Annotated in this window: 24 protein-coding genes; 11 read left to right on the top strand and 13 right to left on the bottom strand. The window is 61.0% G+C overall.

What is annotated here, in order from left to right; genetic code table 11:
* Positions 1-17: 17 nt before the first annotated feature.
* The 10 genes from OEL49_RS06070 to OEL49_RS06025 are packed head-to-tail and all read left to right on the top strand — an operon-like array spanning position 18 to position 10244.
* Complete coding sequence (locus tag OEL49_RS06070) at positions 18-707, top strand: flagellar hook assembly protein FlgD (RefSeq protein ID WP_014236818.1); 690 nt, start codon at positions 18-20, stop codon at positions 705-707.
* 15 nt (positions 708-722) lie between these two features.
* Positions 723-2078 (top strand): flagellar hook protein FlgE, encoded by a 1356-nt coding sequence (flgE, locus tag OEL49_RS06065; protein ID WP_014236819.1) that lies wholly within the window; start codon positions 723-725, stop codon positions 2076-2078.
* A gap of 34 nt (positions 2079-2112) precedes the next feature.
* Positions 2113-2856 (top strand): flagellar basal-body rod protein FlgF, encoded by a 744-nt coding sequence (gene flgF / locus OEL49_RS06060; protein WP_014236820.1) that lies wholly within the window; start codon positions 2113-2115, stop codon positions 2854-2856.
* A gap of 25 nt (positions 2857-2881) precedes the next feature.
* Positions 2882-3664, top strand: a complete 783-nt coding sequence (flgG, locus tag OEL49_RS06055) for a flagellar basal-body rod protein FlgG (protein ID WP_014236821.1) — start codon at positions 2882-2884, stop codon at positions 3662-3664.
* A gap of 19 nt (positions 3665-3683) precedes the next feature.
* On the top strand, positions 3684-4349 hold the full coding sequence (locus tag OEL49_RS06050) for a flagellar basal body L-ring protein FlgH (RefSeq protein ID WP_014236822.1): 666 nt from the start codon (positions 3684-3686) through the stop codon (positions 4347-4349).
* 22 nt (positions 4350-4371) lie between these two features.
* Positions 4372-5505 (top strand): flagellar basal body P-ring protein FlgI, encoded by a 1134-nt coding sequence (locus OEL49_RS06045; RefSeq protein WP_287874216.1) that lies wholly within the window; start codon positions 4372-4374, stop codon positions 5503-5505.
* Between the two features lie 42 nt (positions 5506-5547).
* A complete protein-coding gene (gene flgJ / locus OEL49_RS06040; RefSeq protein ID WP_287874215.1) occupies positions 5548-6546 on the top strand; it encodes a flagellar assembly peptidoglycan hydrolase FlgJ in 999 nt (332 codons plus the stop codon).
* Positions 6547-6603: 57 nt separating this feature from the next.
* Complete coding sequence (flgK, locus tag OEL49_RS06035) at positions 6604-8781, top strand: flagellar hook-associated protein FlgK (RefSeq protein ID WP_014236825.1); 2178 nt, start codon at positions 6604-6606, stop codon at positions 8779-8781.
* A 30-nt stretch (positions 8782-8811) separates the two neighbouring features.
* On the top strand, positions 8812-9780 hold the full coding sequence (gene flgL, locus OEL49_RS06030; protein ID WP_014236826.1) for a flagellar hook-associated protein FlgL: 969 nt from the start codon (positions 8812-8814) through the stop codon (positions 9778-9780).
* A complete protein-coding gene (locus OEL49_RS06025) occupies positions 9780-10244 on the top strand; it encodes a hypothetical protein (protein WP_014236827.1) in 465 nt (154 codons plus the stop codon). Before flgL ends, OEL49_RS06025 begins: the two co-directional genes overlap by 1 nt.
* 13 nt (positions 10245-10257) lie before the next feature.
* Here OEL49_RS06025 and fliR read toward each other — a convergent pair whose 3' ends face one another.
* The 13 genes from fliR to fliF all read right to left on the bottom strand — a co-directional run bounded on the left by fliR (position 10258) and on the right by fliF (position 21264).
* Positions 10258-11043, bottom strand: coding sequence for a flagellar biosynthetic protein FliR (gene fliR / locus OEL49_RS06020; protein WP_014236828.1), 786 nt, complete (start codon positions 11041-11043; stop codon positions 10258-10260).
* Positions 11040-11309 (bottom strand): flagellar biosynthesis protein FliQ, encoded by a 270-nt coding sequence (gene fliQ / locus OEL49_RS06015; RefSeq protein ID WP_014236829.1) that lies wholly within the window; start codon positions 11307-11309, stop codon positions 11040-11042. Before fliQ ends, fliR begins: the two co-directional genes overlap by 4 nt.
* Positions 11306-12058 (bottom strand): flagellar type III secretion system pore protein FliP, encoded by a 753-nt coding sequence (fliP, locus tag OEL49_RS06010; protein WP_014236830.1) that lies wholly within the window; start codon positions 12056-12058, stop codon positions 11306-11308. Before fliP ends, fliQ begins: the two co-directional genes overlap by 4 nt.
* A complete protein-coding gene (gene fliO, locus OEL49_RS06005; protein WP_287874214.1) occupies positions 12055-12501 on the bottom strand; it encodes a flagellar biosynthetic protein FliO in 447 nt (148 codons plus the stop codon). Before fliO ends, fliP begins: the two co-directional genes overlap by 4 nt.
* A gap of 154 nt (positions 12502-12655) precedes the next feature.
* Positions 12656-13093 (bottom strand): flagellar motor switch protein FliN, encoded by a 438-nt coding sequence (gene fliN, locus OEL49_RS06000; protein WP_014236832.1) that lies wholly within the window; start codon positions 13091-13093, stop codon positions 12656-12658.
* Positions 13086-14090, bottom strand: a complete 1005-nt coding sequence (fliM, locus tag OEL49_RS05995; protein ID WP_014236833.1) for a flagellar motor switch protein FliM — start codon at positions 14088-14090, stop codon at positions 13086-13088. Before fliM ends, fliN begins: the two co-directional genes overlap by 8 nt.
* 13 nt (positions 14091-14103) lie before the next feature.
* Positions 14104-14634, bottom strand: coding sequence for a flagellar basal body-associated protein FliL (gene fliL, locus OEL49_RS05990; RefSeq protein ID WP_014236834.1), 531 nt, complete (start codon positions 14632-14634; stop codon positions 14104-14106).
* A gap of 64 nt (positions 14635-14698) precedes the next feature.
* Positions 14699-15820 (bottom strand): flagellar hook-length control protein FliK, encoded by a 1122-nt coding sequence (locus OEL49_RS05985; RefSeq protein ID WP_287874213.1) that lies wholly within the window; start codon positions 15818-15820, stop codon positions 14699-14701.
* A gap of 60 nt (positions 15821-15880) precedes the next feature.
* Positions 15881-16333 (bottom strand): flagellar export protein FliJ, encoded by a 453-nt coding sequence (gene fliJ, locus OEL49_RS05980; protein ID WP_014236836.1) that lies wholly within the window; start codon positions 16331-16333, stop codon positions 15881-15883.
* 49 nt (positions 16334-16382) lie between these two features.
* Positions 16383-17798, bottom strand: coding sequence for a flagellar protein export ATPase FliI (gene fliI / locus OEL49_RS05975; protein ID WP_414635384.1), 1416 nt, complete (start codon positions 17796-17798; stop codon positions 16383-16385).
* Between the two features lie 15 nt (positions 17799-17813).
* Entirely contained in the window at positions 17814-18497 is a 684-nt protein-coding gene (locus OEL49_RS05970; protein WP_014236838.1) for a flagellar assembly protein FliH, read from the bottom strand.
* A gap of 24 nt (positions 18498-18521) precedes the next feature.
* Positions 18522-19523, bottom strand: coding sequence for a flagellar motor switch protein FliG (fliG, locus tag OEL49_RS05965; RefSeq protein ID WP_014236839.1), 1002 nt, complete (start codon positions 19521-19523; stop codon positions 18522-18524).
* Positions 19513-21264 (bottom strand): flagellar basal-body MS-ring/collar protein FliF, encoded by a 1752-nt coding sequence (gene fliF / locus OEL49_RS05960; RefSeq protein ID WP_287874212.1) that lies wholly within the window; start codon positions 21262-21264, stop codon positions 19513-19515. The genes fliG and fliF overlap by 11 nt, the downstream gene beginning before the upstream one ends.
* Positions 21265-21401: 137 nt before the next feature.
* Between fliF and OEL49_RS05955 the strand changes: the two genes are divergently transcribed.
* On the top strand, positions 21402-22607 hold the full coding sequence (locus tag OEL49_RS05955) for a sensor histidine kinase (protein WP_014236841.1): 1206 nt from the start codon (positions 21402-21404) through the stop codon (positions 22605-22607).
* The last annotated feature ends 2 nt before the right edge of the window (positions 22608-22609 follow it).

Genomic DNA, 22609 nt, shown 5'->3' with positions numbered 1-22609 from the left:
AGATTTAGGAGAGCAACATGGCAACCAGTACTTCTTCCAATACCGCCATTACGGACCCGTATGCCTCTCTGAATGGCGTGGCGACCGATAAAACGACGAGCAAAAAGTCCACGACGGCTGACGACATCCAGAGCCAGTTCATGACCATGCTGGTGACCCAACTGCAGAACCAGGATCCGTTGAATCCGATGCAGAGCGCGGAAATGACCAGCCAGCTGGCCCAGATCAACACCGTCAGCGGCATTGAAAAGCTCAACTCCACCCTGGAGAAGGTTCTCAACATCTACGACGATGGCCAGTCCATGCAGGCGGCGGCAATGCTCGGCAAAAATGTCCTGGTGCCCGGCGGCAATATTGGCCTCACTGACGGCCAGGCTGTCGGTGGTTTCGAGTTGGAAAGCGATGCCGACAAGGTGGTGCTGACCATCAAGGATGCCAATGGCGTGGTGGTCAATAAAGTGGATATGGGAGCAACCAAGGCCGGTAGCCACCTGTATGCCTGGGATGGAAAGAATGAGGCCGGCACTGTCTCTGCCAATGGTGTGTACACGGTGACGGTGGAGGCGACCAAAGGCGATACCAAGGTCACGTCTCAACCACTACAGGTTGGCACAGTTTCTGCTGTAGTCCGTGGGACCAGCGGTTTCCAGTTGGATGTGGGAACCGGGACCTTGATCAACTACGACGACGTTCGCCAGATTCTGTAAGGGCAGGAGAACAATATGGCATTCCAACAAGGCTTGAGTGGCCTCAACACTTCTTCCAAGGCACTGGACGTCATCGGTAACAACGTCGCCAACTCCAGCACTGTCGGCTTCAAGTCGGCGGATGCGCATTTTGCCGATGTCTATGCGTCGACCCTCGGGGCTGGCGGCGCCAACCAGGTGGGTATCGGTACCAACTTGTCGGGCATCGTCCAGCAATTTACCCAAGGCAACGTGTCCACCACCAACAATACCCTGGACATCGCCATCAACGGCAACGGCTTCTTCCGTCTCAGTCAGAATGGCGCCATCAGTTACAGCCGCAATGGTCAGTTCCATCTGGACAAGAACGGCTATATCGTCAATGACCAGAATCTGCGCTTGACGGGTTATCCGGCCGGCATGGACGGTTCCATCCGGCAGCAGAATCCGCGGGAGCTTCAGGTTACGGCCGATCTGCTGAAATTGTCGCCGGTGGCGACCGGTTCCAGTACCGGTGGCGAATACGCCGGGGCCCAAGTTGCTGTTAATTTGGACTCCCGGGTAACCGACAAAACCTTCTCTGTCGGTGCCGGTGGGGAGCCGAACATTGACCCGGCGGGCTACAACTATTCAACGGGTCTGACCATTTACGACTCTCTTGGGAATCCGCATACCATGACGATGTACTTCGTCAAGACGGCCAATCCCCGGGAGTGGGAGCTTTACACTAACGTGGACGGTACCCGAATGGATGGTGCAGGTGACTCGCCCAACTTGGCGACACCTATCCTAATTACTTTTGATAGTGTGGGGCAGCTTGAAACCATCGGCGGTGCGCCTGTTGCACCCAATCCAGCAGCTGGTGGGGCATTGCCCGAGATTCCTGTGTCCATTGATCTGGATCAGGTTGCAACTAATCTGGGACGTGTGACTTGGGGAGCAACCACTCCCATGACATTCAATTTGAACTTGGCCGGCACGACTCAGTATGGTGACGCTTTTGCAACCAACCGGCGGGTTCAGGACGGCTACAGCTCCGGCAATCTGGCGGGCCTGAATATCGGCAAGGATGGCGTTATCCAGGGGCGTTACAGTAACGGCCAGACACGCAATGTAGGCCAGATGGTGCTGGCGAGCTTCGACAATCCGAATGGCTTGCAGGCCATCGGCGGCAATCAGTGGATCGAAACCTCCACTTCCGGACAGCCGACGGTGGATGCTCCGGGCACCGGTCGTCTGGGGGAAGTGCAATCGAATGCGGTGGAAGAGTCCAACGTGGATCTGACGTCCGAACTGGTGAAGATGATTACCCAGCAGCGCAACTACCAGGCGAACTCCCAGACCATCAAGACCCAGGATCAGATTATGCAAACCATCGTCAATCTGCGCTAATCGTTGAATCTCTGAGCAACTGGACTGAGCCCCTATGGATCGTCTGATCTACACCTCCATGACCGGTGCCAAGCATGCCTTCATGCGGCAGGCTGGAGTGGCCCACAACCTGGCGAACGCGGCCACCTCTGGCTATCGTTCTCAGGAGCACCATTTTCGGGCTGTGCCGGTGCAAGGGGAGGGGTTCGCCACCCGCACCTTTACCGTGGATGCTTCGGTCAAGGATGTGATGGATCAGGGGCCCATGATGTATACCGGCCGTTCCCTGGATGTGGCCGTGCAGGGCAAGGGCTGGATTGCCGTCCAGGGCGCCGATGGCAAGGAGGCCTACACCCGGGCGGGCAGCCTGGACGTGAATGCCAACGGTCAATTGCAGACCAAAGACGGTCAGAATGTACTCGGCGAAGGCGGTCCCATCAGCATCCCGCCAGATTCCAGTATTTCTGTGGCGCCGGATGGCACGATCTCCGTGGTCCCCACCTTTGGGGTGCCCAACACCACCAATATCGTGGCCCGCATGAAGTTGGTGAATCCTCCAGAGGATCAGCTTGAGCGGGGCGCTGACGGCCTGTTTCGCCAGAAGAACGGCCAGCCGGCCAATCTGGATGCCAATGTGCGCCTGGCGCCGGAAACCCTAGAAGGCAGCAACGTCAATGTGGTGGATGCCATGGTTAACATGATTTCCATTGCCCGCCAGTTCGACATGCAAATGAAGATGCTGCAGAACGCAGATGCCAACGCCAAGGCCGCTGGCCAGTTGCTGACCGCCGCCCGCTAATTTTGGCCAACGCAAGGAATAACAAATGATCCGCTCACTCTGGATTGCCCGCACCGGCCTCGATGCCCAGCAGATGCAGATGGACGTGATTGCCAACAACCTGGCGAACACTTCCACCAATGGCTTCAAGAAGTCCCGGGCGGTGTTCGAGGATCTGCTCTATCAGACCATGCGTCAGCCTGGTGCCCAATCCTCCCAGCAGACCCAGATTCCCGCCGGCCTGCAATTGGGTACCGGTGTTAAGCCGGTGTCCACTGAGCGCATCCACACCCAGGGCAATTTGCAGCAGACAGGGAATGATCTGGACGTGGCCATCAACGGCGCCGGTTTTTTCCAGATTCTGATGCCGGATGGCTCTACGGCCTATACCCGTGACGGTTCCTTCCATAAGGACAATCAGGGGCAGATGGTGACGGCCAGCGGCTATCCCCTGCAGCCGAATATCACCATTCCCCAGAATGCGCTCTCCGTCACCATTGCCAAGGATGGTACGGTCAGCGTGACCCAGCCGGGAAATACTGCAGCGGTCCAGATCGGCTCCGTGCAGTTGGTTAGTTTCATCAATCCGGCTGGCTTGCAGAGCGTGGGGGAAAACCTCTTCCTGGAAACCGCAGCCAGCGGCACGCCTACGCCCAACACGCCGGGAACCAATGGCCTCGGCGTGCTCAACCAGAAGTATGTGGAAACCTCAAACGTGAATGTGGCCGAGGAACTGGTGACCATGATCCAGACCCAGCGGGCCTACGAACTCAATTCCAAGGTGGTTTCCACCTCCGACCAGATGCTTAGTCGTCTGACCCAGATGTAAGCCACCAGGGAGAAAAGCCATGAAACTGTCCCTGCCGTTCATTATTGGATTGCTGACATTGCTTTCCGGCTGCGCCTCCGTGCCGCCGACCAATGTGCACCAGCCCATGACTGCCAGGCCCCAGCCGCGCAACGACTTGGCGACCAACAACGGCGGTATCTTCATGCAGACTGCCAGCCGTCCCCTGTTCGAGGATCGTCGGGCCCGTTTTGTCGGCGATACCATCGTCGTCAATATCGTGGAAAACACCCAGGCCTCCATCAAGGGCAACACCAGTGCCGAGAAAACCGGGGCCATCAACGCTTCCGTTACCGCCCTGGCCGGTGTGCCGGGCAAGTCCTTCCAGGGCTTGAATGCCCAGACCAGTAGTTCCAACACCTTTGATGGCAAGGGCGAGTCCGGCAGCAGCAATGTCTTTACCGGGACCATGACTGCCACCGTGATCGAGGTCCTGCCCAATGGCAATCTGCTGGTGTCCGGGGAGAAGCAGGTGGCGATTGGCCAGGGGCAGGAGTTTGTCCGGGTCTCCGGGGTGGTCAATCCTTATATGATCACAGCGGCCAATGCGGTTAATTCCTCCCAGATGGCCGATGCCAGGATTGAGTACAAGTCCTCCGGCATCATCAATGAAGCCCAGGTCATGGGCTGGTTGGCACGATTCTTCCTTACCTTTATCCCGTTCTAGGAGAAAACGCGGGAGAAGGAGCATGGCAATGAATATCGGGAAAACCTTGCGGGGGGTGGCAATTGTTGCCGCCTCCCTTTTGCCGTTATTGCCGCAACCGGCTCAGGCCGAGCGCATCAAAGACCTGGCCAGCGTTCAGGGGGTGCGTAACAACCAGCTGGTGGGGTATGGTCTGGTCGTGGGTTTGGATGGCAGCGGTGACCAAACGACCCAGACGCCTTTTACCGTCCAGAGCATCATCAACATGCTGTCCCAACTGGGAGTGACCTTGCCGCCCGGCCAGTCCTTGCAGTTGCGTAATGTCGCCGCCGTGATGGTGACGGCCGTATTGCCGCCCTTTGCCAAGCCTGGGCAACAGATCGACATTACGGTGTCTTCCATGGGGAATGCGAAGAGCCTGCGTGGCGGTACCCTGGTGATGACGCCCCTGAAGGGGGCTGACGGCAACGTCTACGCCATGGCCCAGGGTAATGTGGTGGTTGGCGGTGCCGGAGCTTCTGCCGGAGGTTCCTCGGCCCAGATCAATCACCTTTCTGCCGGGCGCGTCGCTGGCGGTGCCACTGTCGAGCGCTCTGTGCCGACCCCGGTGGGTCAAGGACCTTTCGTCCATTACGAGCTGAACACCAGCGATTTCGGTACGGCCCAGCGCATCGTGGATGCAATCAATCGCGAGATGGCGCGGGACTTCGGTCCGGTGGCCCAGGCTTTGGATGGACGCATGATCCAGGTGCGGGCGCCGGAAGACCCTAATGCCCGGGTGGCTTTTATGGGCCGGGTGGAAAACCTGGATGTGCAGCCGATGAAGTTGCCGGCCAAGGTGATCGTCAATGCCCGGACCGGTTCCGTGGTGATGAATCAGTCGGTCAATGTGGATGCCTGTGCCGTCGCCCACGGCAATCTCAATGTCGTGATCGGTAACCAGGCGAACGTCAGTCAGCCCAACGCCTTGTCAGGCGGGCAGACCACGGTGACCAACCAGGCGGACATCCAGATCAAGCAGGATGCCGGGGCGCTGCAGAGCGTGAAGGCCAGTGCCAATCTGGCAGACGTGGTCAAGGCCCTCAATGCATTGGGCGCCAATCCCCAGGATTTGCTGGCTATTCTGCAGGCCATGAAAGCGGCCGGTGCTCTGCGTGCCGAACTGGAAGTGATTTGATGGGTGACCTGCAACTGCGGACCGCCTAAAATCTGACCCATCATGAAATCCGGTGACCTCTCCGCCTCCCGTCTGGCTGTCGATGTGCGACAGTCGGATGACCTGCGCCTGAAACTGAAACAGAACCCGCGCGAGGGTCTGAAGCAGGTGGCGGAGCAGTTCGAGTCCCTGTTCCTCAACATGATGTTGAAGAGCATGCGCGACACCCTGCCCCAGGATGGTTTGTTTGACAGCGACCAGTCCCGCTTCTACACGTCGATGCTGGACCAGCAAATGGCCCAGAAACTGTCGTCCTCCGGGCAGTTGGGGTTTGCCAAACTGATTGAACAGCAGATGGGGCGTTTTTTGCCGCCGGATGCCGATAATCCGACGAGCCCCTCTTCCTCGTCTTTATCTGCGGGTGTTGCCCCTGTTTCGGCCCTTTCGTCGCCTGAGACCATGCGTCAGGCACTTGCCCTGGCAAGGGAGCAGATTGCGGCAAGAAATGCAGCCCGTACCGCTTCGGCAATTCCTGCCGCTGCTAGTGCCGAATCTGCCGCACAGGTGACGCCTGGGGCGTCCTCCTCCGCTTCTTCGAGTGGCAAGGATTTCGTCAATCGGCTATGGCCCCATGCGGTAGAGGCCTCCCAGGCTACCGGTGTGCCAGCCCATTTCCTGGTGGCTCATGCGGCGCTGGAAACCGGTTGGGGAAAATCTGAAATACGTCGGACGGATGGATCTTCCAGCTATAACCTGTTTGGCGTCAAAGCCGGCAAAAGCTGGCAGGGAGCTACCGTTGAGGCGACCACTACCGAATATGTGAATGGGGTTGCCCAGACCTCTAAGGAAAAATTCCGTGCCTACGGTTCCTATGCCGAGGCCTTCCGTGACTATGCCAACCTGCTGCAGCGCCCCCGCTTTGCGGGAGCCCTGGGGCAACAGGATGGCATGGAGTTTGCTCGATCTCTGCAACAGGCAGGATACGCCACGGACCCAATGTATGCGGACAAACTAGGCCGCATCATCAATGGACCCACCTTGCGCCAGGCCCTTCAGGGCTGACCTGCCTCAATTTTTGCGGTAGTTCGCCGTTAAATACGGCAGGAATCGAGGTGCGCTATGTCCAACGGATTATTCGGTATCGGTATTACCGGCATCAATGCCGCCCAAATGGGGCTGCTGACGACCGGCAATAATATTGCCAACGTCGATACCCCGGGCTACAACCGGCAGCGCATCAGTCAGTCCAACAACATTTCCATTGCCACCGGGTCCGGCTTCATCGGCCAGGGAACCCGGGTGGATACCATTACCCGCATCTACAACTCGGTGGTGACTGACCAGATCAACCAGTCCCAGACCAAGGCCAGCGAGTTGTCCAAGTACTACGATCAGATCAAGCAGATCGATAACATGCTGGCCGATGATAAGGCCGGCCTGTCGCCGACGCTGCAGGATTTGTTCAAGGGGGTGCAGACGGTTGCCTCCAATCCGGCTCTGACCACTTCCCGGGATGCCCTGGTTTCCTCGGCCAAGACCTTTACCTCCCGGCTGCAGAACCTGGAGTCCCGACTCACGGCAATGTATTCCGGTGTGAATAGCCAGCTGGAAAGCACGGTTTCCGCCATCAATTCCTATGCGACCCAGATTGCCGAGTTGAACGAGCGCATTGTCACTGCACAGGCTGCCGTTAACCAGCCCGCCAATGCCCTGTTGGACGAGCGAGACCAGCTTATTGCCGAGTTGAACAAGGAAGTGCGGGTCACTACCTCCGAAGACTCCAACGGCGCGATCAGCGTATTTTTTGGTACCGGCCAGCAACTGGTGGTCGGTACCAAGGCCAGTACCCTGGCTGTGCAGCCTTCTGTTGCCGACCCCCAGCGGATGGTGGTTGGCATGCGTACCGTGGGTGGTGTTCAGGAACTACCAGAATACTTGGTGACCGGAGGCAACCTGGGTGGCTTGCTGGCCTTCCGCAGCGAGTCCCTCGATAAGGCCGCCAACTCCCTCGGTCAGGTGGCAGCTTCCTTGGCGCTGACGTTCAATGCCCAGCACGCCTTGGGGCAGGACATGCTGGGCAACGTGGCCGGCGACGCGGATTTCAATGCGGACTTTTTCAATATTTCCGACCCCAAGTCCTGGGCCAATGCCCTCAACACGGGAACCGCCACAGTCAGCGCCAGCTTCGTCAATCCGCCGCCCATGGTTCTCAATGGCGGGGCGTTCAGCCTGACCTACGATAAGACCGCGGGAACCTACACGGCCGTTCGTGCTTCCGATGGTACTCAGTGGCCGGGCTATACCGACTTGAACTCGCTGGTGCAGCAGGTTTACGCCGATACCGGTACGACCCTGGACATGACGTCGGCCCATTACGCGACCAACATCACCGCCAGCGACTATCGCCTGACCTACGATGGAGCGAACTATACCCTGACGCGCTTGGCTGACAACAAGCAATGGAGCGATGCTGATCCCAATGCACTGTCGGCGACGGTTGGCGCCAGCGACGGTATCAATTTTTCGATCAGCGCCGGTATAGCAGCAGGTGATTCGTTCCTGATTCAGCCGACCCGGGAAATTGCCCGGAATATTTCGGTCAACCAGGCAATCGCTGCCGATTCCCGCCTCTTTGCTGCTGCCCAGCCGGTACGTTCCGGCTCCGGCAGCAGTAATACCGGCAGCGGTGTCATTTCTTCCAGTACCGTTTCACCCGGATACACGGATCCTGCTGCAGCACCTGCAGGCACCATCACCATGACCTTCAATGGGGGCAACCTGTCTTTTTCCATCGGTGGCGTGCCGACGGCTTTGACCGTGACCTATACCGATGCATCCGGAACCAATACGGTTTCTGCCGGCTCGGTTCCCTATAACAACCCTTCGACCAAATACACGATCAACGGGATTTCTTTTGAAATCAGCGGCAACCCGGCCGATAACGATACTTTTACCCTGGACCGCAATTCCGGCGGGGTTTCTGACGGCCGTAACGCAAACCTGCTGGGGCAGTTGCAGACCCAGGGGACGGTGGATGGCGGCGCGAGTACCTATCAGGCTTCCTATGCCCGCCTGGTCAGTACCATTGGCAACAAGACCAGGGAAACCCAGGTGACCCGCGATGCGCAACAAGCCTTGGTGGATCAAGGGGTTGCCGCCCGGGAAGCCCAGTCGGGGGTCAACCTGGATGAAGAAGCCTCGAACCTGTTGAAGTATCAGCAGGCCTATCAGGCTTCGGCCAAGATGATCAGCATTGCCTCCGACCTGTTCAACACGATTCTATCCATTCGCAGCTGATTGACAGCCGGCGATTAAGGAGCAGCCATCATGCGTATCAGTACCAACATGATCTACAGTTCGGGGACCAACGGCATCCTGAACAATCAGGCGGCCCAACTCAAGACCTATAACCAGATTACCTCCGGACGCCGGGTGGTGACGCCGGAGGATGATCCTGTCGCCGCGTCCCAGGTGCTGATCAACACCCAGGCACAAGAGGTGAACAAGCGCTACATGGAGAACCAGGGCCAGGCCAAGGATAGCCTGAAGCTTGTGGAAACCCAGCTCAATAGCGCCGTCAATGTGTTGCAGGAAGTCCTGGATAAGACCATCCAGGCCGGCAACACGACCCTGAACGATGCCAACCGGGCCGCGATTGCAGAAGAGCTGCAGGTTCGTCTGGATGAGATGGTGGCCCTGAGCAACAGCCAGGATGGCAATGGCCACTACCTGTTCTCCGGTTATCAATCCACTGTCCGTCCTTTCAGCATCACTGCCAATACCGGTCCCTATAACAACACCAATCCTTATGTAACTTTTGCTGGCGACCAGGGTACCCGTGAATTGCAGGTGGATGCTTCCCGGCAAATGGAAATTACCGAGTCCGGTGTCGATATTTTCATGCGCGTTCGGGACCGCAATGGCAACGTGTCAGACCAGAGTGTCTTCGATACCATGAAGAACCTGATTGATACATTGAAAACGCCTGTGGCCAATAATCCGGCAGCAGCAGCAGCCCTCCCCGGTGCCATCAGCAGTGCGCTGGATGACCTCTATGCGGCCAAGGACAATGCGGTCAGCGTGCGTTCCACTGTGGGTGCGAAGCTCGGCGAACTTGACTCGCTGGCCAGCGCCAGTTCCGATATCGACATCCAGTATTCCTCAATCATTTCGGATCTGCGGGATCTGGACTACGCTTCTGCTCTTTCTGATCTGAGCAAGCAGCAGGTCCAGCTCCAGGCTTCTCAAAAGGCCTTTATGAGCGTCTCCAGCCTCAGCCTGTTCAGCATGCTGTGATGGGTAAGCTGCTTGTTACTGCACTTGCCGGCAGTCTTTTGCTGGCGGGTTGCGCCAGATGGGACAGCGTCGGCGGATCGTATCCCCACAAGTCCTCTCTGCTACCCAATTCACAGATTAAGCTGAGCGAAACCATCTCCTATTCCCTGGAGAAGATCGTTCTTACTGGCGCTGGTGCCTGGATTCTCTACAACATCTACGACCCTCTGGCGCCGAACTGGGAAGTGGTGGAGGCCAAGGTGGCGGACAACGTCTATGTGCTGGACCTGAAGATGAAGCGTTTCCACACTGGTGGTTCCGGTGAGGCCATGATGGTCATCAAGCGGCGGGCAGAGCAACTGCGGCGGGAAAACGGCTTTGCTTCTTATCGGGTGGTGGATTATGTCGAGGGTATCGAATCTTCGACGCCGATCGCACAACGGTATGCCCAAGGGCTGGTGCAGATGGCCCGCAGCAACCCCTGAGTGAGTGGGCTTGCTATGGCTTGATGGGGACGAATACCTCCAGCATCAGGCGGAATCCTTCGTCGAAGATACGAGTCAGCGGCGGCACCATATAGGGCAGGGTCAACGCCAGGGTGCCCAGTCCAATGGTCAATGTGATAGGGAAACCAACCGCCATCAGGTTGAGTTGGGGCGCCGCCTTGGAGAGGATGGACAAGGCGAGGTTGGTAATCATCAGGGCTATAACGACTGGCAATGACAGCAGCAGGCCGATGCTGAACACCTTGGCACCTGCTTCGGCCAGGTTCAGCCACAGTCCGGCACTGACCGATGGGGTGGCGATGGGGATACTCTGGAAGCTCTCGACCAGCCCGGCAATCATGAGCAGATGTCCGTTCAGTGCGAGAAAAACCATGGTTGCGCATAGGGTGACCACCTCGGCGACAACACCTGTCTGGGCCGTGCTTTGCGGATCGTACAGGGTGGCAAAACCAAGCCCCATCTGAAAACTCATCAGTTCGCCGGCCAGGCCGATGCCGGCAAAAACGAAACGCATGACCGTCGCCAGGGCGATTCCGATCAATATCTGCTGGGCCAGGATCGCCAAACCTATGCCTGAAGCCGGTTCGATGGGGGGCAGAGCAGGTACCGCGGGGATGATTGCTGCGCTTAGTGCCAGCCCGAGGATCAGGCGAACACGCCGCGGCACCGCCGCATTATTGAATACCGGTGCCGCTGCGACGAAGGCCAGGATGCGGACCAGGGGAAAGATGAAGGCCGCAATCCAGGCATTCAGTTCCGCGGAGGTAACACTGATCATCCAATCAGGCTCGGGATGCTGGAATAGAGGCGCTGGATGTAGTCAGTCATCATCTGCAGCATCCAGGGGCCGGCGAAGATCAGCGTCAGGAACATGGCAATGATCTTGGGTACGAACGACAGGGTGGTTTCGTTGAGGGAGGTGGCTGCCTGGAAGATGCTGATCAACAGGCCCACCACCAGCGCTACCAGCAACACGGGTGAGGAAACCAGGATGGTCACCTCCACCGCCTGGCGGCCGATGTTCATGACGGTTTCGGGGGTCATGTGGCGAAGCTCTGGACGAGGGAGCCGAGCACCAGATGCCAGCCGTCCACCAGGACGAACAGCATCATCTTGAAGGGCATGGCCACCATGACCGGGGACATCATCATCATGCCCATGGACATCAGGACGCTGCCCACCACCATGTCGATGATGAGGAAGGGGATGAAGATGATGAAGCCGATCTGGAAGGCCGTCTTCAGTTCCGAAGTGACAAAGGCCGGGACCAGAATGCGCAGGGGCACCTTGTCCGGACTCTCGATGTTCTTGATGCCGGCAAATCCGGCGAAGAGAGCGATGTCGGCTTCCCGGGTCTGCTTCAGCATGAAGCCCCGCACCGGTTGCTCGGCCTTTTCCAGGGCCTGCAGGAAGGTGATCTTGTTTTCCGCCAGGGGCACGTAGGCTTCGGTATAGACCCGGTCGGCCACCGGGGACATGACGAAAAAGGTGAGGAAGAGGGCCAGTCCCAGCAGCACCTGGTTGGGCGGCGTGGTCTGCAGGCCCATGGCATGGCGCAGCATGGAGAGGACGATGATGATGCGGGTGAAGGCGGTCATCATCAGCAGTACGGCGGGAATGAAGGTGAGGGCCGTAAGGGTCAGCAGGGTCTGGATGGACAGGGTGTAATTCTGTCCGCCGCCGGGGGCGGGGGTGCTGCTGAAGGCCGGTAGGCCGCCGGCCTGGGCCAGGGCGACCGCGGGGGCCAGCAGGATGCCGAGCAGCAGCAGGGGGCGGAGTTTTGCGAGATTCATTGAGTACTATCGGTTTTACGTGCCATCACCTGGTTCAGCCAGTGGGCAAAGGGTTGAGTACCGGGCAGACCGGTTGTCCCCTGGGGCAGTTCGCCCTTGGGCAGGGTGTGCAGGGTGCGGATCTGGCCGGGGGCGAGACCGATGACGAGCCAGGTGTCCTGGACTTCCACCAGCAGGATGCGCTCCCGGTTGCCGACGGCGATGCCGCCCAGCAACTTCATGGGGCCCTGACCAAAGGGGCGGCCGCCATAGATCCGGCGCATGAAAAAGGCGGCGAGCAGCAGCAGGCCAACGATGATGAGCAGACCGACAAAGGCCTGCACGACGCTGCTGCCGGAGACGCCGGGAGCTGCTGCCGGGGCGCTCTGGGCCAGGGCCAGCGTCGGCGCCAGCAAGGTCAGGAGGCCTGCCGTGGTCGAAGGAATGCGGGGGTGTTGGGGCACGGGCGTCGATATGGGTTGAAGCCGCAGGGCGGCGGCATGAAGGGCCGGATTCCCGGTAAGGATGGCCGCTATGTTAATCCATGCACCGGAAATAAAAAACCGCCGCTCACCTGTGGATGAGGGCGGTTCGACGCCGAAGCGGTGGCTGCTGGTGTCAGCGGCCCAGTTTGCGCATGCGTTCGGAGGGCGTGATGATGTCCGTCAGGCGGATACCGAACTTGTCGTTAACCACCACCACTTCCCCCTGGGCGATGAGGGTGCCGTTGACCAGCACATCCATGGGTTCGCCGGCCAGGGCATCCAGTTCCACCACGGAGCCGTGGGCCAGTTGCAGCAGGTTCTTGATGGTGATCTTGGTCCGGCCCAGCTCCACGGTGAGTTGCACCGGGATGTCCAGGATCATGTCCAGCTCGCGCATCATGCCGCTCTGGGCATCGGCGCCGCCGAAGGACTGGAAGATGTCGGCCGGCTGGGCTGCCGGGGTTTCCGGGGTGCTTTCCGCGATGGCCTGCTCGGCCATGGCGGCGGCCCAATCGTCTTCGCCGATGGCGTCGGCCGCGTCCTGGGGGTTCTCGGTGTTTTCGTCAGCCATTGGCTTCTCCCTGCGGGGCGTCGGGGTTATCCGCCGCGATGAATCGTTCTACCTTGAGAGCGTACTGGTTGCTCTGCTGGCCGTATTTGCATTCCATGATGGCGACACCATCGACCTCCACGTTCAGGACCTCGGGAATGACTACCGGGATGACGTCGCCCGGTTTCATCTTCAGTACCTGCCGCAGCGAAACCGTGGCATGGGCCAGATTTGCCACCAGCTCCACTTCCGCCGTCTGCAACTGCCGGCGCAGGGTGCCCACCCAGCGCTTGTCGGTGGATAGCTGGTCGCTCTGCATGGTGCTGTAGAGCAGGTCCCGGATCGGTTCCACCATGGAATAGGGCATGCAGATGTGCATGTCGGCAGTGGCGCCGCCGAATTCCAGGGTGAAGGAGGTGGAAACGACGATTTCGGAAGGGGTGGCGATGTTGGCGAACTGGGAATTCATTTCCGAGCGGATGTACTCGAACTTCAGTTCGTGCACCGGCTTCCAGGAACGCTCGTATTCGCCGAAAACCACGTTGAGCATGCCCTGGATGATGCGCTGCTCGGTGGCAGTGAAGTCCCGCCCTTCGACCCGGGTATGGAAGCGACCGTCGCCGCCGAACATGTTGTCCACCACCAGGAACACCAGGTTGGGATCGAAGATCACCAGGGCCGTGCCGCGCAGGGGTTTGACCGACACCAGGTTGAGGTTGGTCGGCACCACCAGATTGCGGATGAACTCGCTGTACTTCTGCACCTTGATGGGGCCCACCGAAATTTCGGCGTTGCGGTGCATGTAGTTGAACAGGCCAATGCGCAGATAACGGGCGAAGCGCTCGTTGATCAACTCCATGGTGGGCATGCGCCCACGCACGATGCGTTCCTGCGTGCCCAGGTTGTAGGCGCGAACGCCGGCCTCGGCGTCGCCGGATTGCTCCGGTTCGTCGCTTTCGCCGGTCACGCCCTTGAGCAGGGCGTCGACCTCTTCCTGGGACAGGAAATCCTGGGACATTGGGTTCCGGTTTCTACTGAATGATGAAGGAGGTGAAAAGCACTTCCTTGATGGGGCCGTCCTTGCCCTTGCCTGCAGGGTCGAGAACGCCGTTCATTTCCTGTTTCATTTCCTCGGCCAGGGTTTCCTTGCCTTCCTTGGAAACCAGGTCGGAGCCTTTCTTGCTCGACAGCAGCAGCATCACCTTGTTGCGCAGCTTGGGCATGTGCAGCTTGATCTGCTCACCGGCCGCAGCATCGCCCAGTTCGATGGATACCGCCACCTGGAGATACTGCTCTCCCTGGTCGGGCACCAGATTGACCGTAAAGTTCTCCAGGGCCACATAGACGGGCGGGGATTCCTTGCCGCTCTTCTTCTTGGCCTTGGGTGCATCGGCGGCAACCTCTTCGTCCTCATCATGGTTGGAGGAACCGAGCATGAAGAAGGCCCCCGCGCCCAGGGCGCCGAGCAGGACGACAGCAGCGATGATGATGATGAGCAGCTTGCCCTTTTTCTTTGGCGCCTGTTCACCTTCAGCGGCCGGTTTGGCCTCGGCTTTCGCCATAGTGGACTCCTCTATTTGTCATGCCGCTTTGGCGGTCGTGTTTTTATCGGCAGGGCCGTCTGTCTCAGGCAAAGGTGTCCACCAGGCCGTTGCTCTGGCGAATCACGGTACCTGTAGTTGTAGCCGGTTCATTGCCACCTTCCGCAAGTATACCGCCTGTGCTGCCGCCCCGGGAGGCAGCAGCCTGGTTCTGGGCGGCCTGTTCCTGTTGCTGCTGCTGGAAAGACTGGCTGCTGACGTTGGCCTGTCCCAACTCCAGACCGGCCGAGCCCATCATTTCGCGGAGACGGGGCAGGGCGGCTTCAATGGCTTCACGCACCTCGGCGTGGGGTGAGGAGAAGACGGCGGTGGCCTGGTCGCCACTGATCTTCAGGCTGACTTCCACCGGTCCCAACTGGGGCGGATTCAGGGTCAGCTGGGCGGACTGCTTGTCCTGGCCGGCAAGCCAGACGATTTTCTGGCTGAATTCCTGGCCAAAGGCCGGGTCCCGCACCGGCGTGTCGACCCGGGCCTGAGTCACGGAGGAAGTAGTATTGGCGCTGCCGTGGGCCTGATGGGCGGCATGCACGGCCGGCGGCGCATCCGGCAGCACGGGGGCGGAAATGTCCGTTTTGGCCTCGATTTGCTTCAGTGTGGTGTCGAAGGCGGCAATGTTTGCCGCTTTGCCGCCAGGCTTGTTGCCAAAATCGTTGCCGCTGTTCTCCGCAGCGCTACCGCCGATGACCGGGGATGGCACTCCACCCTCTGCTTGTGCAGCCAGGGGGTCGGCTCCCTTGGCGCTACCGGTGCCTTCGCCGATCTTGAGTTCCGGCGCTGTCAGCGGGCCGTTGCCGGCTTCCTTGGCCAGAATCGGGGCTGCCGGTGTTGTCGGCTGGGTCTGCGTAAAGGCGAGGGCGGCAAACAATGCCGACATGTCGCTGGCGTTGGCGGTGGGGTCGGTTGTTTCTTCCGTCAATTCAGCGGACTCGGTATTGGCGGCGATGTCGCCACCCGCCACCATTTCTACCGCAGTACCCATCTGGGCCAGAAGCAGGGCGGCGAAATCGGCGCCAATCGGGCCATTGATCGCCGCCGAAGCCGATGCATCGCCGCTGTTGCTGGCACTAGAAGCGGCAGCGGCAGCATTGGCGGCCCCTGCCATGGCGGGAGGCATATTGACGGGGGCGGCAACGGCAGGGCTGGGCATGGTTATCTCTCATCCGCAAATCGGAACTGTCGATGGATGAGCAATCCCCGTGCCAGGGAGTCAGGCTGCGTCGGATTGATCGGAACGGGCCTTGCGGGCCGAAAATTCATCCTGCTGCTTTTGGTCCTGCTTCATTTCCCGTTGCAGTTCGGCAGCCAGATGGCGTTCGGCCAGGGTGTCGATGGCTTTCAGCTTGTGGTGGTGGGCCAGCCATTCGGCCTGGCCTGCGGCCGTGTGCTGTTCCGAGGTCAGTACCACGACCCGCTGCTGGGCGATGGCCTCATCGATGCGGCCGATGAATTCCTGGAAGTTGCGCCAGCCTGCCGGGCTCAGGCCCTGGGCCGAGGCCTGGCGGAAGCGTTCGGCGTACTCGTCCCGGTACTGGATCAGCATGTTCAGCTTGGCCTTGGTGTCCTGCTCGGCCGCAATACGCCGGCCGAGTTCCTTGCTGGCTTCGTCGGCCCGGTTCTGCATCAGTTCCAGCAGGGGTTGCAGGGTGAAAGGCTTGGTCATTGGCGGTTCCAGTCCATGTTCCCCATTCTAGAGTATGGGGAAAGGGAAACTAGCCGATGCTTGGAAATATCTGTTGCAGCATGGCCAGGGTGGCTTCAATGCTGGAGCGGTCGGAGAGGTCCTGTTGCAGGAATTTTTCCAGCAGGGGCATCAGCTGGATGGCCTGGTCCACCATGGGGTCCGAGCCGGCGACATAGGCGCCGACGGCGATCAGGTCCCGGGAGCGTTGGTAGCGGGAATAGAGCTGTTTGAAACGCCGTACCAGGTCGAATTGGGCCGGGGTGATCAGGTTTACCATGGCCCGGCTGATGGATTGCTCGATGTCGATGGCCGGATAGTGGCCGGCGTCGGCCAGCTGGCGATTGAGCACGATGTGGCCATCGAGGATGGCTCGGGCCGAGTCGGCGATGGGGTCCTGCTGATCGTCCCCTTCCGCCAGGACGGTGTAGAAGGCGGTGATGGAACCGCCGCCATCCGGGCCGTTACCGGCCCGCTCCACCAGCTGGGGCAGGCGGGCGAAGACCGAGGGCGGATAGCCCCGGGTCACCGGGGGCTCGCCAATGGCCAGGGCGATTTCCCGCTGGGCCATGGCATAGCGGGTGAGGGAATCCATGATCAGCAGCACCTGCTTGCCCTGGTCGCGGAAATATTCGGCCACGGAGGTGGCGTAGGCGGCGCCCTGGAGGCGCATCAGGGGGCTGGTGTCGGCGGGGGCGGCGATGACGGCGGAACGGCGCCGGCCTTCTTCCCCAAGGATCTGCTCGATGAACTCCTTCACTTCCCGGCCCCGTTCGCCGATCAGGCCGACGACGATGATCTCGGCCTCGGTATAGCGGGCCATCATGCCCAGCAGCACCGACTTGCCGACGCCGGAACCAGCGAAGAGGCCCATCCGCTGGCCCTGGCCGACGGTGAGCAGGCCGTTGATGGCGCGCACGCCCACATCCAGGGTACGGCTGATGGGGGCCCGGGACATGGGGTTCACCGGCCGGCTGTGCAGGGGGCGCAGGGCTTCCGCATGGAGGGGGCCGAGGCCGTCCAGGGGACGGCCGGCGCCATCGACCACCCGTCCCAGAAGGCCCATGCCGACCGGAACCAGCTTGGCCTTGTCCACGGAACGGCGGCGGAAGGGGGGCGGCTTGCCGACCAGGGGGGGCGGCGAAGGGGTTTCCAGGGCCACCACGGCGGCTCCCGGGGACAGCCCATAGACGTCGTCCGACGGCATGAGGAAGAGCTTCTCGCCGTTGAAACCGACCACCTCCGCCTCCACCGGCGAACCGCCCGGAGGCAGGACGCGGCAGGAACTGCCCAGGGGCAGCTTGAGGCCGGCCGCCTCCATCACCAGTCCGTTGATGCGGGTCAGATGACCCGCGGGCATCAGGGGATGGGTATTGCCGGCCGCTTCGGTGCAGTTCGCCAGGAACTGTTGCCACACGGCCAGGGAGGAGGGGGGCGGGATGCTCAAGGGGGTGCTCCGGGCTTAACCCTGGAACCAGTCCTGCTCGGTGCCGATGGCTTCCAGGACCCGTTTCCAGCGGGTGGCCAGGGTGGCGTCGATGTCGCTGGCGCCGGCCTGGACCCGGCAGCCGCCGGCTTCCATGTCCGGGTCTTCCAGCAGTCGCCAGCCGCCGTGGCTGATCTGTTCTCCCAGGTGCTCGCGCAACAGGGCGGCATCCGTCGGATGCAGGGTCAGGGTCGGATGGGCATGGCTGACCGGCAGGGCGGCCAGGGCTTCCCTGACTACCGGCAGCAGCAGTTCCGGTTTGACCTTGAGGGCGCTGCGGGTGACCTGGCGTGCGATTTCCAGGCCCAGTCCCAGCAACTGGTCGGCGATGTCCTGGTCCAGCACCTGCAGCGACTGGGCCAGGCTGTGAATGAGGTTGTCCAGGCGCTCGGCCTCAGCCTTGGCGCGGGCGGCGCCTTCCTCGTAGCCGGCGTTGTAGCCGGCCTCGTGGGCCTCGGTGTGGATGCGCTCGATCTCTTCCGCCGTGGGGAAGGGAATGGTCTCTTCCGGCTCGGCTGCCGGGGGCGGCGGCTCCTCGGCCGGGGGCGGCGGTTCCGGCTCCGGTTCGGGGGCTGGGGGCGTCTCCGGCTCGTCGAAGGCGGCCAGCTCCCAGCGCTCGTAGGCGGTCAGCTTTTCTTTCGGGATGTAGCCGGCGGTCATGGCAGTTCGGGGGTCCCTCTACGGCTAGATCATCTCTTCGCCGCCCTTGCCGCCGAGGACAATCTGGCCCTCGTCGGCCAGGCGACGAACGATCTTGAGGATTTCCTTCTGCTCGGTTTCGACTTCGGAAATGCGCACGGGGCCCTTGGCCTCCAGGTCTTCCCGCAGCATTTCGGCAGCCCGCTGGGACATGTTCTTGAAAATCTTCTCGCGCAGGTTCTCGGAAGCACCCTTCATGGCCAGGATGAGGGAGTCGGACTGGATTTCGCGCAGCAGCAGCTGGATGCTGCGGTCGTCCAGGTCCAGCAGGTTCTCGAAGACGAACATTTCGTCGAGGATCTTCTGGGCCAGATCCGGGTCGTATTCCCGCACCGAGTCGATCACCGAAGTTTCGTTGGCCGAGCCCATGAAATTGAGGATCTCGGCCACGGTGCGGACACCGCCCATGGCGGACTTCTTGATGTTGGCGGAGCCGGAGAGCAGACGCAGCATGACGTCGTTGAGCTCTTTCAGGGCCGCCGGCTGCACCCCTTCCAGGGTGGCGACGCGCAGGATGACGTCGTTGCGCAGCCGTTCCGGGAACAGGCTGAGGATTTCGCTGGAGTGGTCGTGCTCCAGGTGCACCAGGATGGTGGCGATGATCTGGGGGTGCTCGTTGCGGATCAGGTCGGCCACCGTGCTGGCATCCATCCACTTCAGGCCTTCGATGCCCGAGGTCTCGCCGCCCTGGAGGATGCGGGAGATGAGGTTGGAGGCCTTGTCGTCGCCCAGGGCCTTGGTCAGCACATTGCGGATGTAGGCATCCGTATCCACGTGCACCGCGGCATGTTCGTGGTGGATGGTGTGGAATTCTTCCAGCACCGATTCCACCCGGGCCCGGGGCACGGTACGCAGGGTGGCCATGGCGTGGCCGAGCTTCTGCACTTCCCGGGGGCCGAGCTGCTGCAGCACCGCGGCGGCGTTTTCCTCGCCCAGGGCGATCAGGAGTATGGCGGCCTTTTCCAGGCCATCTTCGCTAGCCGGCATTTACGCCCATCCAATCCTTGATGATGTTGGCCACAGCCTTGGGATCGGCGTGGGCGATTTCCCGCGCCTTCTGCATCTTGCCTTCGTAGGTGGCCAGGATGAGATCGCCGCCCATGGCGGTGAGATCCACCTCGACGTCCTCCTCGCCTTCTTCCCCTTCCTCCTCCTCGACCTCCGGCGACGGGGGCGGGAACATGGTGCGCAGAATGGGGCGCACCACAGCCAGCAGGATATAGGCAACGATGGCGCCGATGAGCAGATATTTCAAGAGGTCCTTGCCCATTTCCGGCGTTGCCAGCTGCTTCCACAGGGGCGGCTCGTTGTCTTCCTTCTCCACGGCGGTGAAGGCGGCATTGGCCACGGAGAGGGTGTCGCCGCGCTCCTTGGCGTAGCCCATGGCTTCCCGGGCCAGGTCGTTGATCTGCTTCAGTTCTGCTTCGGTCAGGGGGCGGGTGGTGGGTTTGCCGTCCTTGGCGGTGTCCTTCTTGTTGTTCACCACCACCGCCACCGACAGCCGCTTGATCACCCCCACCGACTGCTTGACGTACTTGATGGTCTTGTCCACCTCGTAGTTGATGGTGGAGTCCTTGCGGGTGTTGATGGGCTGGCCTGCCGAATAGATGGGGGCCTGCACGCCGGCGGCGTTGATCTGTCCCGGCGGGGGCGGCTGGCCGTTGGTGGCGCCGGTCTGGGCCGTCGCCTGGCCGGCCACTGGCGGCGAGGTGATGGGGGCGGTAGCCGGCACCGGCGGCTGGTTGGTCAGGGCGCCAGGCACGCCCTGGGCCGGCGGATTGACGTTGGCCGTTTCGGAGGTCTGCTGGCTGCGGATGCTGATGTCCGGCGGGGTGGTGTTGGGGCGGTAGCTCTCGGCCGTCTGTTCGGTCTGGGAAAAGTCGATGTCCGCTGCCACCTGGACCCGGGCGTTGCCCGGTCCGACCACCGGTGCAAGGATGTCGTCGATACGCTTGATGACGCTGGCCTCGACTTCCTGGACGTACTTGATCTGGGTGGGGTCCAGGCCGGCCTCGATCAGCTTGCTCTTCAGCTGGGAAATCAGGTTGCCGTTCTGGTCGATCACCGTCACGTTGGACATGGGCAACTGGGGCACGCTGGAGGACACCAGATGCACGATGCCCGCCACCTGGGCGGGCTCCAGGGTGCGGCCGGGGTGGAGGTGCACCATGACCGAGGCGGTGGGTTTCTGTTCTTCCCGGACGAATACGGAAGGCTTGGGGATGGCGAGGTGCACCCGGGCGGACTCGACGGCGGCCACGGACTGGATGGTGCGGCCCAGTTCCCCTTCCAGGGCGCGCTGGAAATTGACCTGTTCGGCGAACTGGCTGATGCCGAACTTCTGGTTTTCCATCAGCTCGAAGCCGACAGCACCGCCTTTGGGCAGCCCCTGGGAGGCCAGGCGCAGACGGACTTCATGGACTTTTTCACCGGGTACCAGGATGGCGCCGCCGCCCTCGGTGAACTTGTAGGGAACGTTGAGCTGTTCGAGGGCGGTGATGATGGTGCCGCCATCCTTTTCCGACAGGTTGCTGAACAGCACCTTGTAGTCGGGTTGGCGGCTCCACAGGATGGTGCCCATGATGAGCGCGGCGATGGCGGCGACCGCCACCATGAGGGCGATCTTTTGCTGGTTGGTCAGCCGGCCCAGGGCTTCGCGAAGTTTTTCGCTGATCTTGTTGCCTGGCTGGGAGGCCGTGGTATCTACAGTGTCCTGGGATGCCGCCATCGATAGTATGTGTTTGCAGAGACTGAGGAGGGGCGCTGGGCCGGGAAGTCAGATACTAATCAAGCAAAAAGCGAAAATTTCTAAGAAATATTCTATATTGTATCCGCTTATTGCAATCAACTCTCGCCTTCTTTCCCATGTCCCCATCGTTGCCGGAACCCGTGCAGGAGCGCCCGGACGCCAAGGCCCAGGAACTCCAAAAAGCCTTCGACGTTTTCAATCAGGTTTCCCAGGAACTGACCCAGGCCTACGATGCCCTGCAGGGCCGGGTGGCCTCCCTGACGGCCGAACTGGCGGTGGCCAACGGCGAGTTGCGGCGTCAGTACAAGGAAAAGGAGGCTTTGTCCGAGCGTCTGTCCTTGCTGCTCAATGCCCTGCCGGCAGGGGTGGTGGTGCTGGATAGCGCTTTTCTGGTGACCGAGGCCAATCCGGCAGCCAAGGCCATGTTCGGCCAGGATCTGGTGGGCGAGGGCTGGTCCCGGGTCTCCGGCCAGGCCCTGGTGCCCACCGGGGCGCCGGATGAATGGCAGGTCGGCAGCCGGCGGGTGAGCATTGCCAAAAGCCCCCTGGATTCCGCCGGCGGCCAGATTCTCCTGGTGCACGACATCACTCATGCCCATGAAATGAAGGCCAACCTGGAGCGCAATCAGCGCCTGGCGGCCATGGGCGAGATGGCCGCCTCCCTGGCCCATCAGCTGCGTACGCCCCTGGCCACGGCCCTGTTGTACAGCAGCAATCTGGGCAAGCCGGAACTGGCGCCCGAGGCCCGGACCCGCTTTGCCGACAAGGCGACGGAGCAGTTGAAGCGCCTGGAGCGCCTGATCCAGGACGTGCTGCTCTTTGCCCGGGGTGAAAGCATCGGCCGGGAAGCCATTCCGGTGGCGGCGCTGGTGACCGAGGCAGTGCAGGCCGTGGAACCGTTGATGAAGCGCCATGGCGTGGATTTCCGGGTGGAGGCCGAGGTCGGCGACTTTATAATGATGGGAGCGCGCAAGGCCATTGCCGGCGCCCTGACCAACCTGCTGGAAAATGCCCTGCAGGTGGTGGAAGGGCGGACCGAGCGCCCGCCCCGGGTGCTGCTGCAGGCCCGGGTAAGCGAAGGGCGCTGTTACATCGCCGTCAGCGATACCGGGCCTGGCATTGCCCCCGAAGCCCAGGCGCGGATTTTCGAGCCATTTTTTACAACCCGGGGCCAGGGAACCGGACTTGGCCTGGCAATTGCTCTCGGTGTTGCCCGGGCCCATGGCGGAACCATCAGTGTCCGCTCCCAGCCCGGAGAAGGTTCGGAATTTACCCTGGAATTGCCGGCGGGGCCGGCAAGCCAATTTGTCGTGGAAAGCTAGAA

The sequence above is a fragment of the Azospira sp. genome, from assembly GCF_030247495.1.
Lineage (GTDB): Bacteria > Pseudomonadota > Gammaproteobacteria > Burkholderiales > Rhodocyclaceae > Azospira > Azospira oryzae.
The sequence above is the reverse complement of the archived record's forward strand: the minus strand, read 5'-3'. Positions and strand labels throughout refer to the sequence as shown.

Bases quoted from the DNA above. Each gene is read 5' to 3' on its own strand.
- OEL49_RS06070 (WP_014236818.1), top strand. From the start codon at position 18: ATGGCAACCAGTACTTCTTCCAATACCGCCATTACGGACCCGTATGCC.
- flgE (WP_014236819.1), top strand. From the start codon at position 723: ATGGCATTCCAACAAGGCTTGAGTGGCCTCAACACTTCTTCCAAGGCA.
- flgF (WP_014236820.1), top strand. From the start codon at position 2,113: ATGGATCGTCTGATCTACACCTCCATGACCGGTGCCAAGCATGCCTTC.
- flgG (WP_014236821.1), top strand. From the start codon at position 2,882: ATGATCCGCTCACTCTGGATTGCCCGCACCGGCCTCGATGCCCAGCAG.
- OEL49_RS06050 (WP_014236822.1), top strand. From the start codon at position 3,684: ATGAAACTGTCCCTGCCGTTCATTATTGGATTGCTGACATTGCTTTCC.
- OEL49_RS06045 (WP_287874216.1), top strand. From the start codon at position 4,372: ATGGCAATGAATATCGGGAAAACCTTGCGGGGGGTGGCAATTGTTGCC.
- flgJ (WP_287874215.1), top strand. From the start codon at position 5,548: ATGAAATCCGGTGACCTCTCCGCCTCCCGTCTGGCTGTCGATGTGCGA.
- flgK (WP_014236825.1), top strand. From the start codon at position 6,604: ATGTCCAACGGATTATTCGGTATCGGTATTACCGGCATCAATGCCGCC.
- flgL (WP_014236826.1), top strand. From the start codon at position 8,812: ATGCGTATCAGTACCAACATGATCTACAGTTCGGGGACCAACGGCATC.
- OEL49_RS06025 (WP_014236827.1), top strand. From the start codon at position 9,780: ATGGGTAAGCTGCTTGTTACTGCACTTGCCGGCAGTCTTTTGCTGGCG.
- fliR (WP_014236828.1), bottom strand. From the start codon at position 11,043: ATGATCAGTGTTACCTCCGCGGAACTGAATGCCTGGATTGCGGCCTTC.
- fliQ (WP_014236829.1), bottom strand. From the start codon at position 11,309: ATGACCCCCGAAACCGTCATGAACATCGGCCGCCAGGCGGTGGAGGTG.
- fliP (WP_014236830.1), bottom strand. From the start codon at position 12,058: ATGAATCTCGCAAAACTCCGCCCCCTGCTGCTGCTCGGCATCCTGCTG.
- fliN (WP_014236832.1), bottom strand. From the start codon at position 13,093: ATGGCTGACGAAAACACCGAGAACCCCCAGGACGCGGCCGACGCCATC.
- fliM (WP_014236833.1), bottom strand. From the start codon at position 14,090: ATGTCCCAGGATTTCCTGTCCCAGGAAGAGGTCGACGCCCTGCTCAAG.
- fliL (WP_014236834.1), bottom strand. From the start codon at position 14,634: ATGGCGAAAGCCGAGGCCAAACCGGCCGCTGAAGGTGAACAGGCGCCA.
- OEL49_RS05985 (WP_287874213.1), bottom strand. From the start codon at position 15,820: ATGCCCAGCCCTGCCGTTGCCGCCCCCGTCAATATGCCTCCCGCCATG.
- fliJ (WP_014236836.1), bottom strand. From the start codon at position 16,333: ATGACCAAGCCTTTCACCCTGCAACCCCTGCTGGAACTGATGCAGAAC.
- OEL49_RS05970 (WP_014236838.1), bottom strand. From the start codon at position 18,497: ATGACCGCCGGCTACATCCCGAAAGAAAAGCTGACCGCCTACGAGCGC.
- fliG (WP_014236839.1), bottom strand. From the start codon at position 19,523: ATGCCGGCTAGCGAAGATGGCCTGGAAAAGGCCGCCATACTCCTGATC.
- fliF (WP_287874212.1), bottom strand. From the start codon at position 21,264: ATGGCGGCATCCCAGGACACTGTAGATACCACGGCCTCCCAGCCAGGC.
- OEL49_RS05955 (WP_014236841.1), top strand. From the start codon at position 21,402: ATGTCCCCATCGTTGCCGGAACCCGTGCAGGAGCGCCCGGACGCCAAG.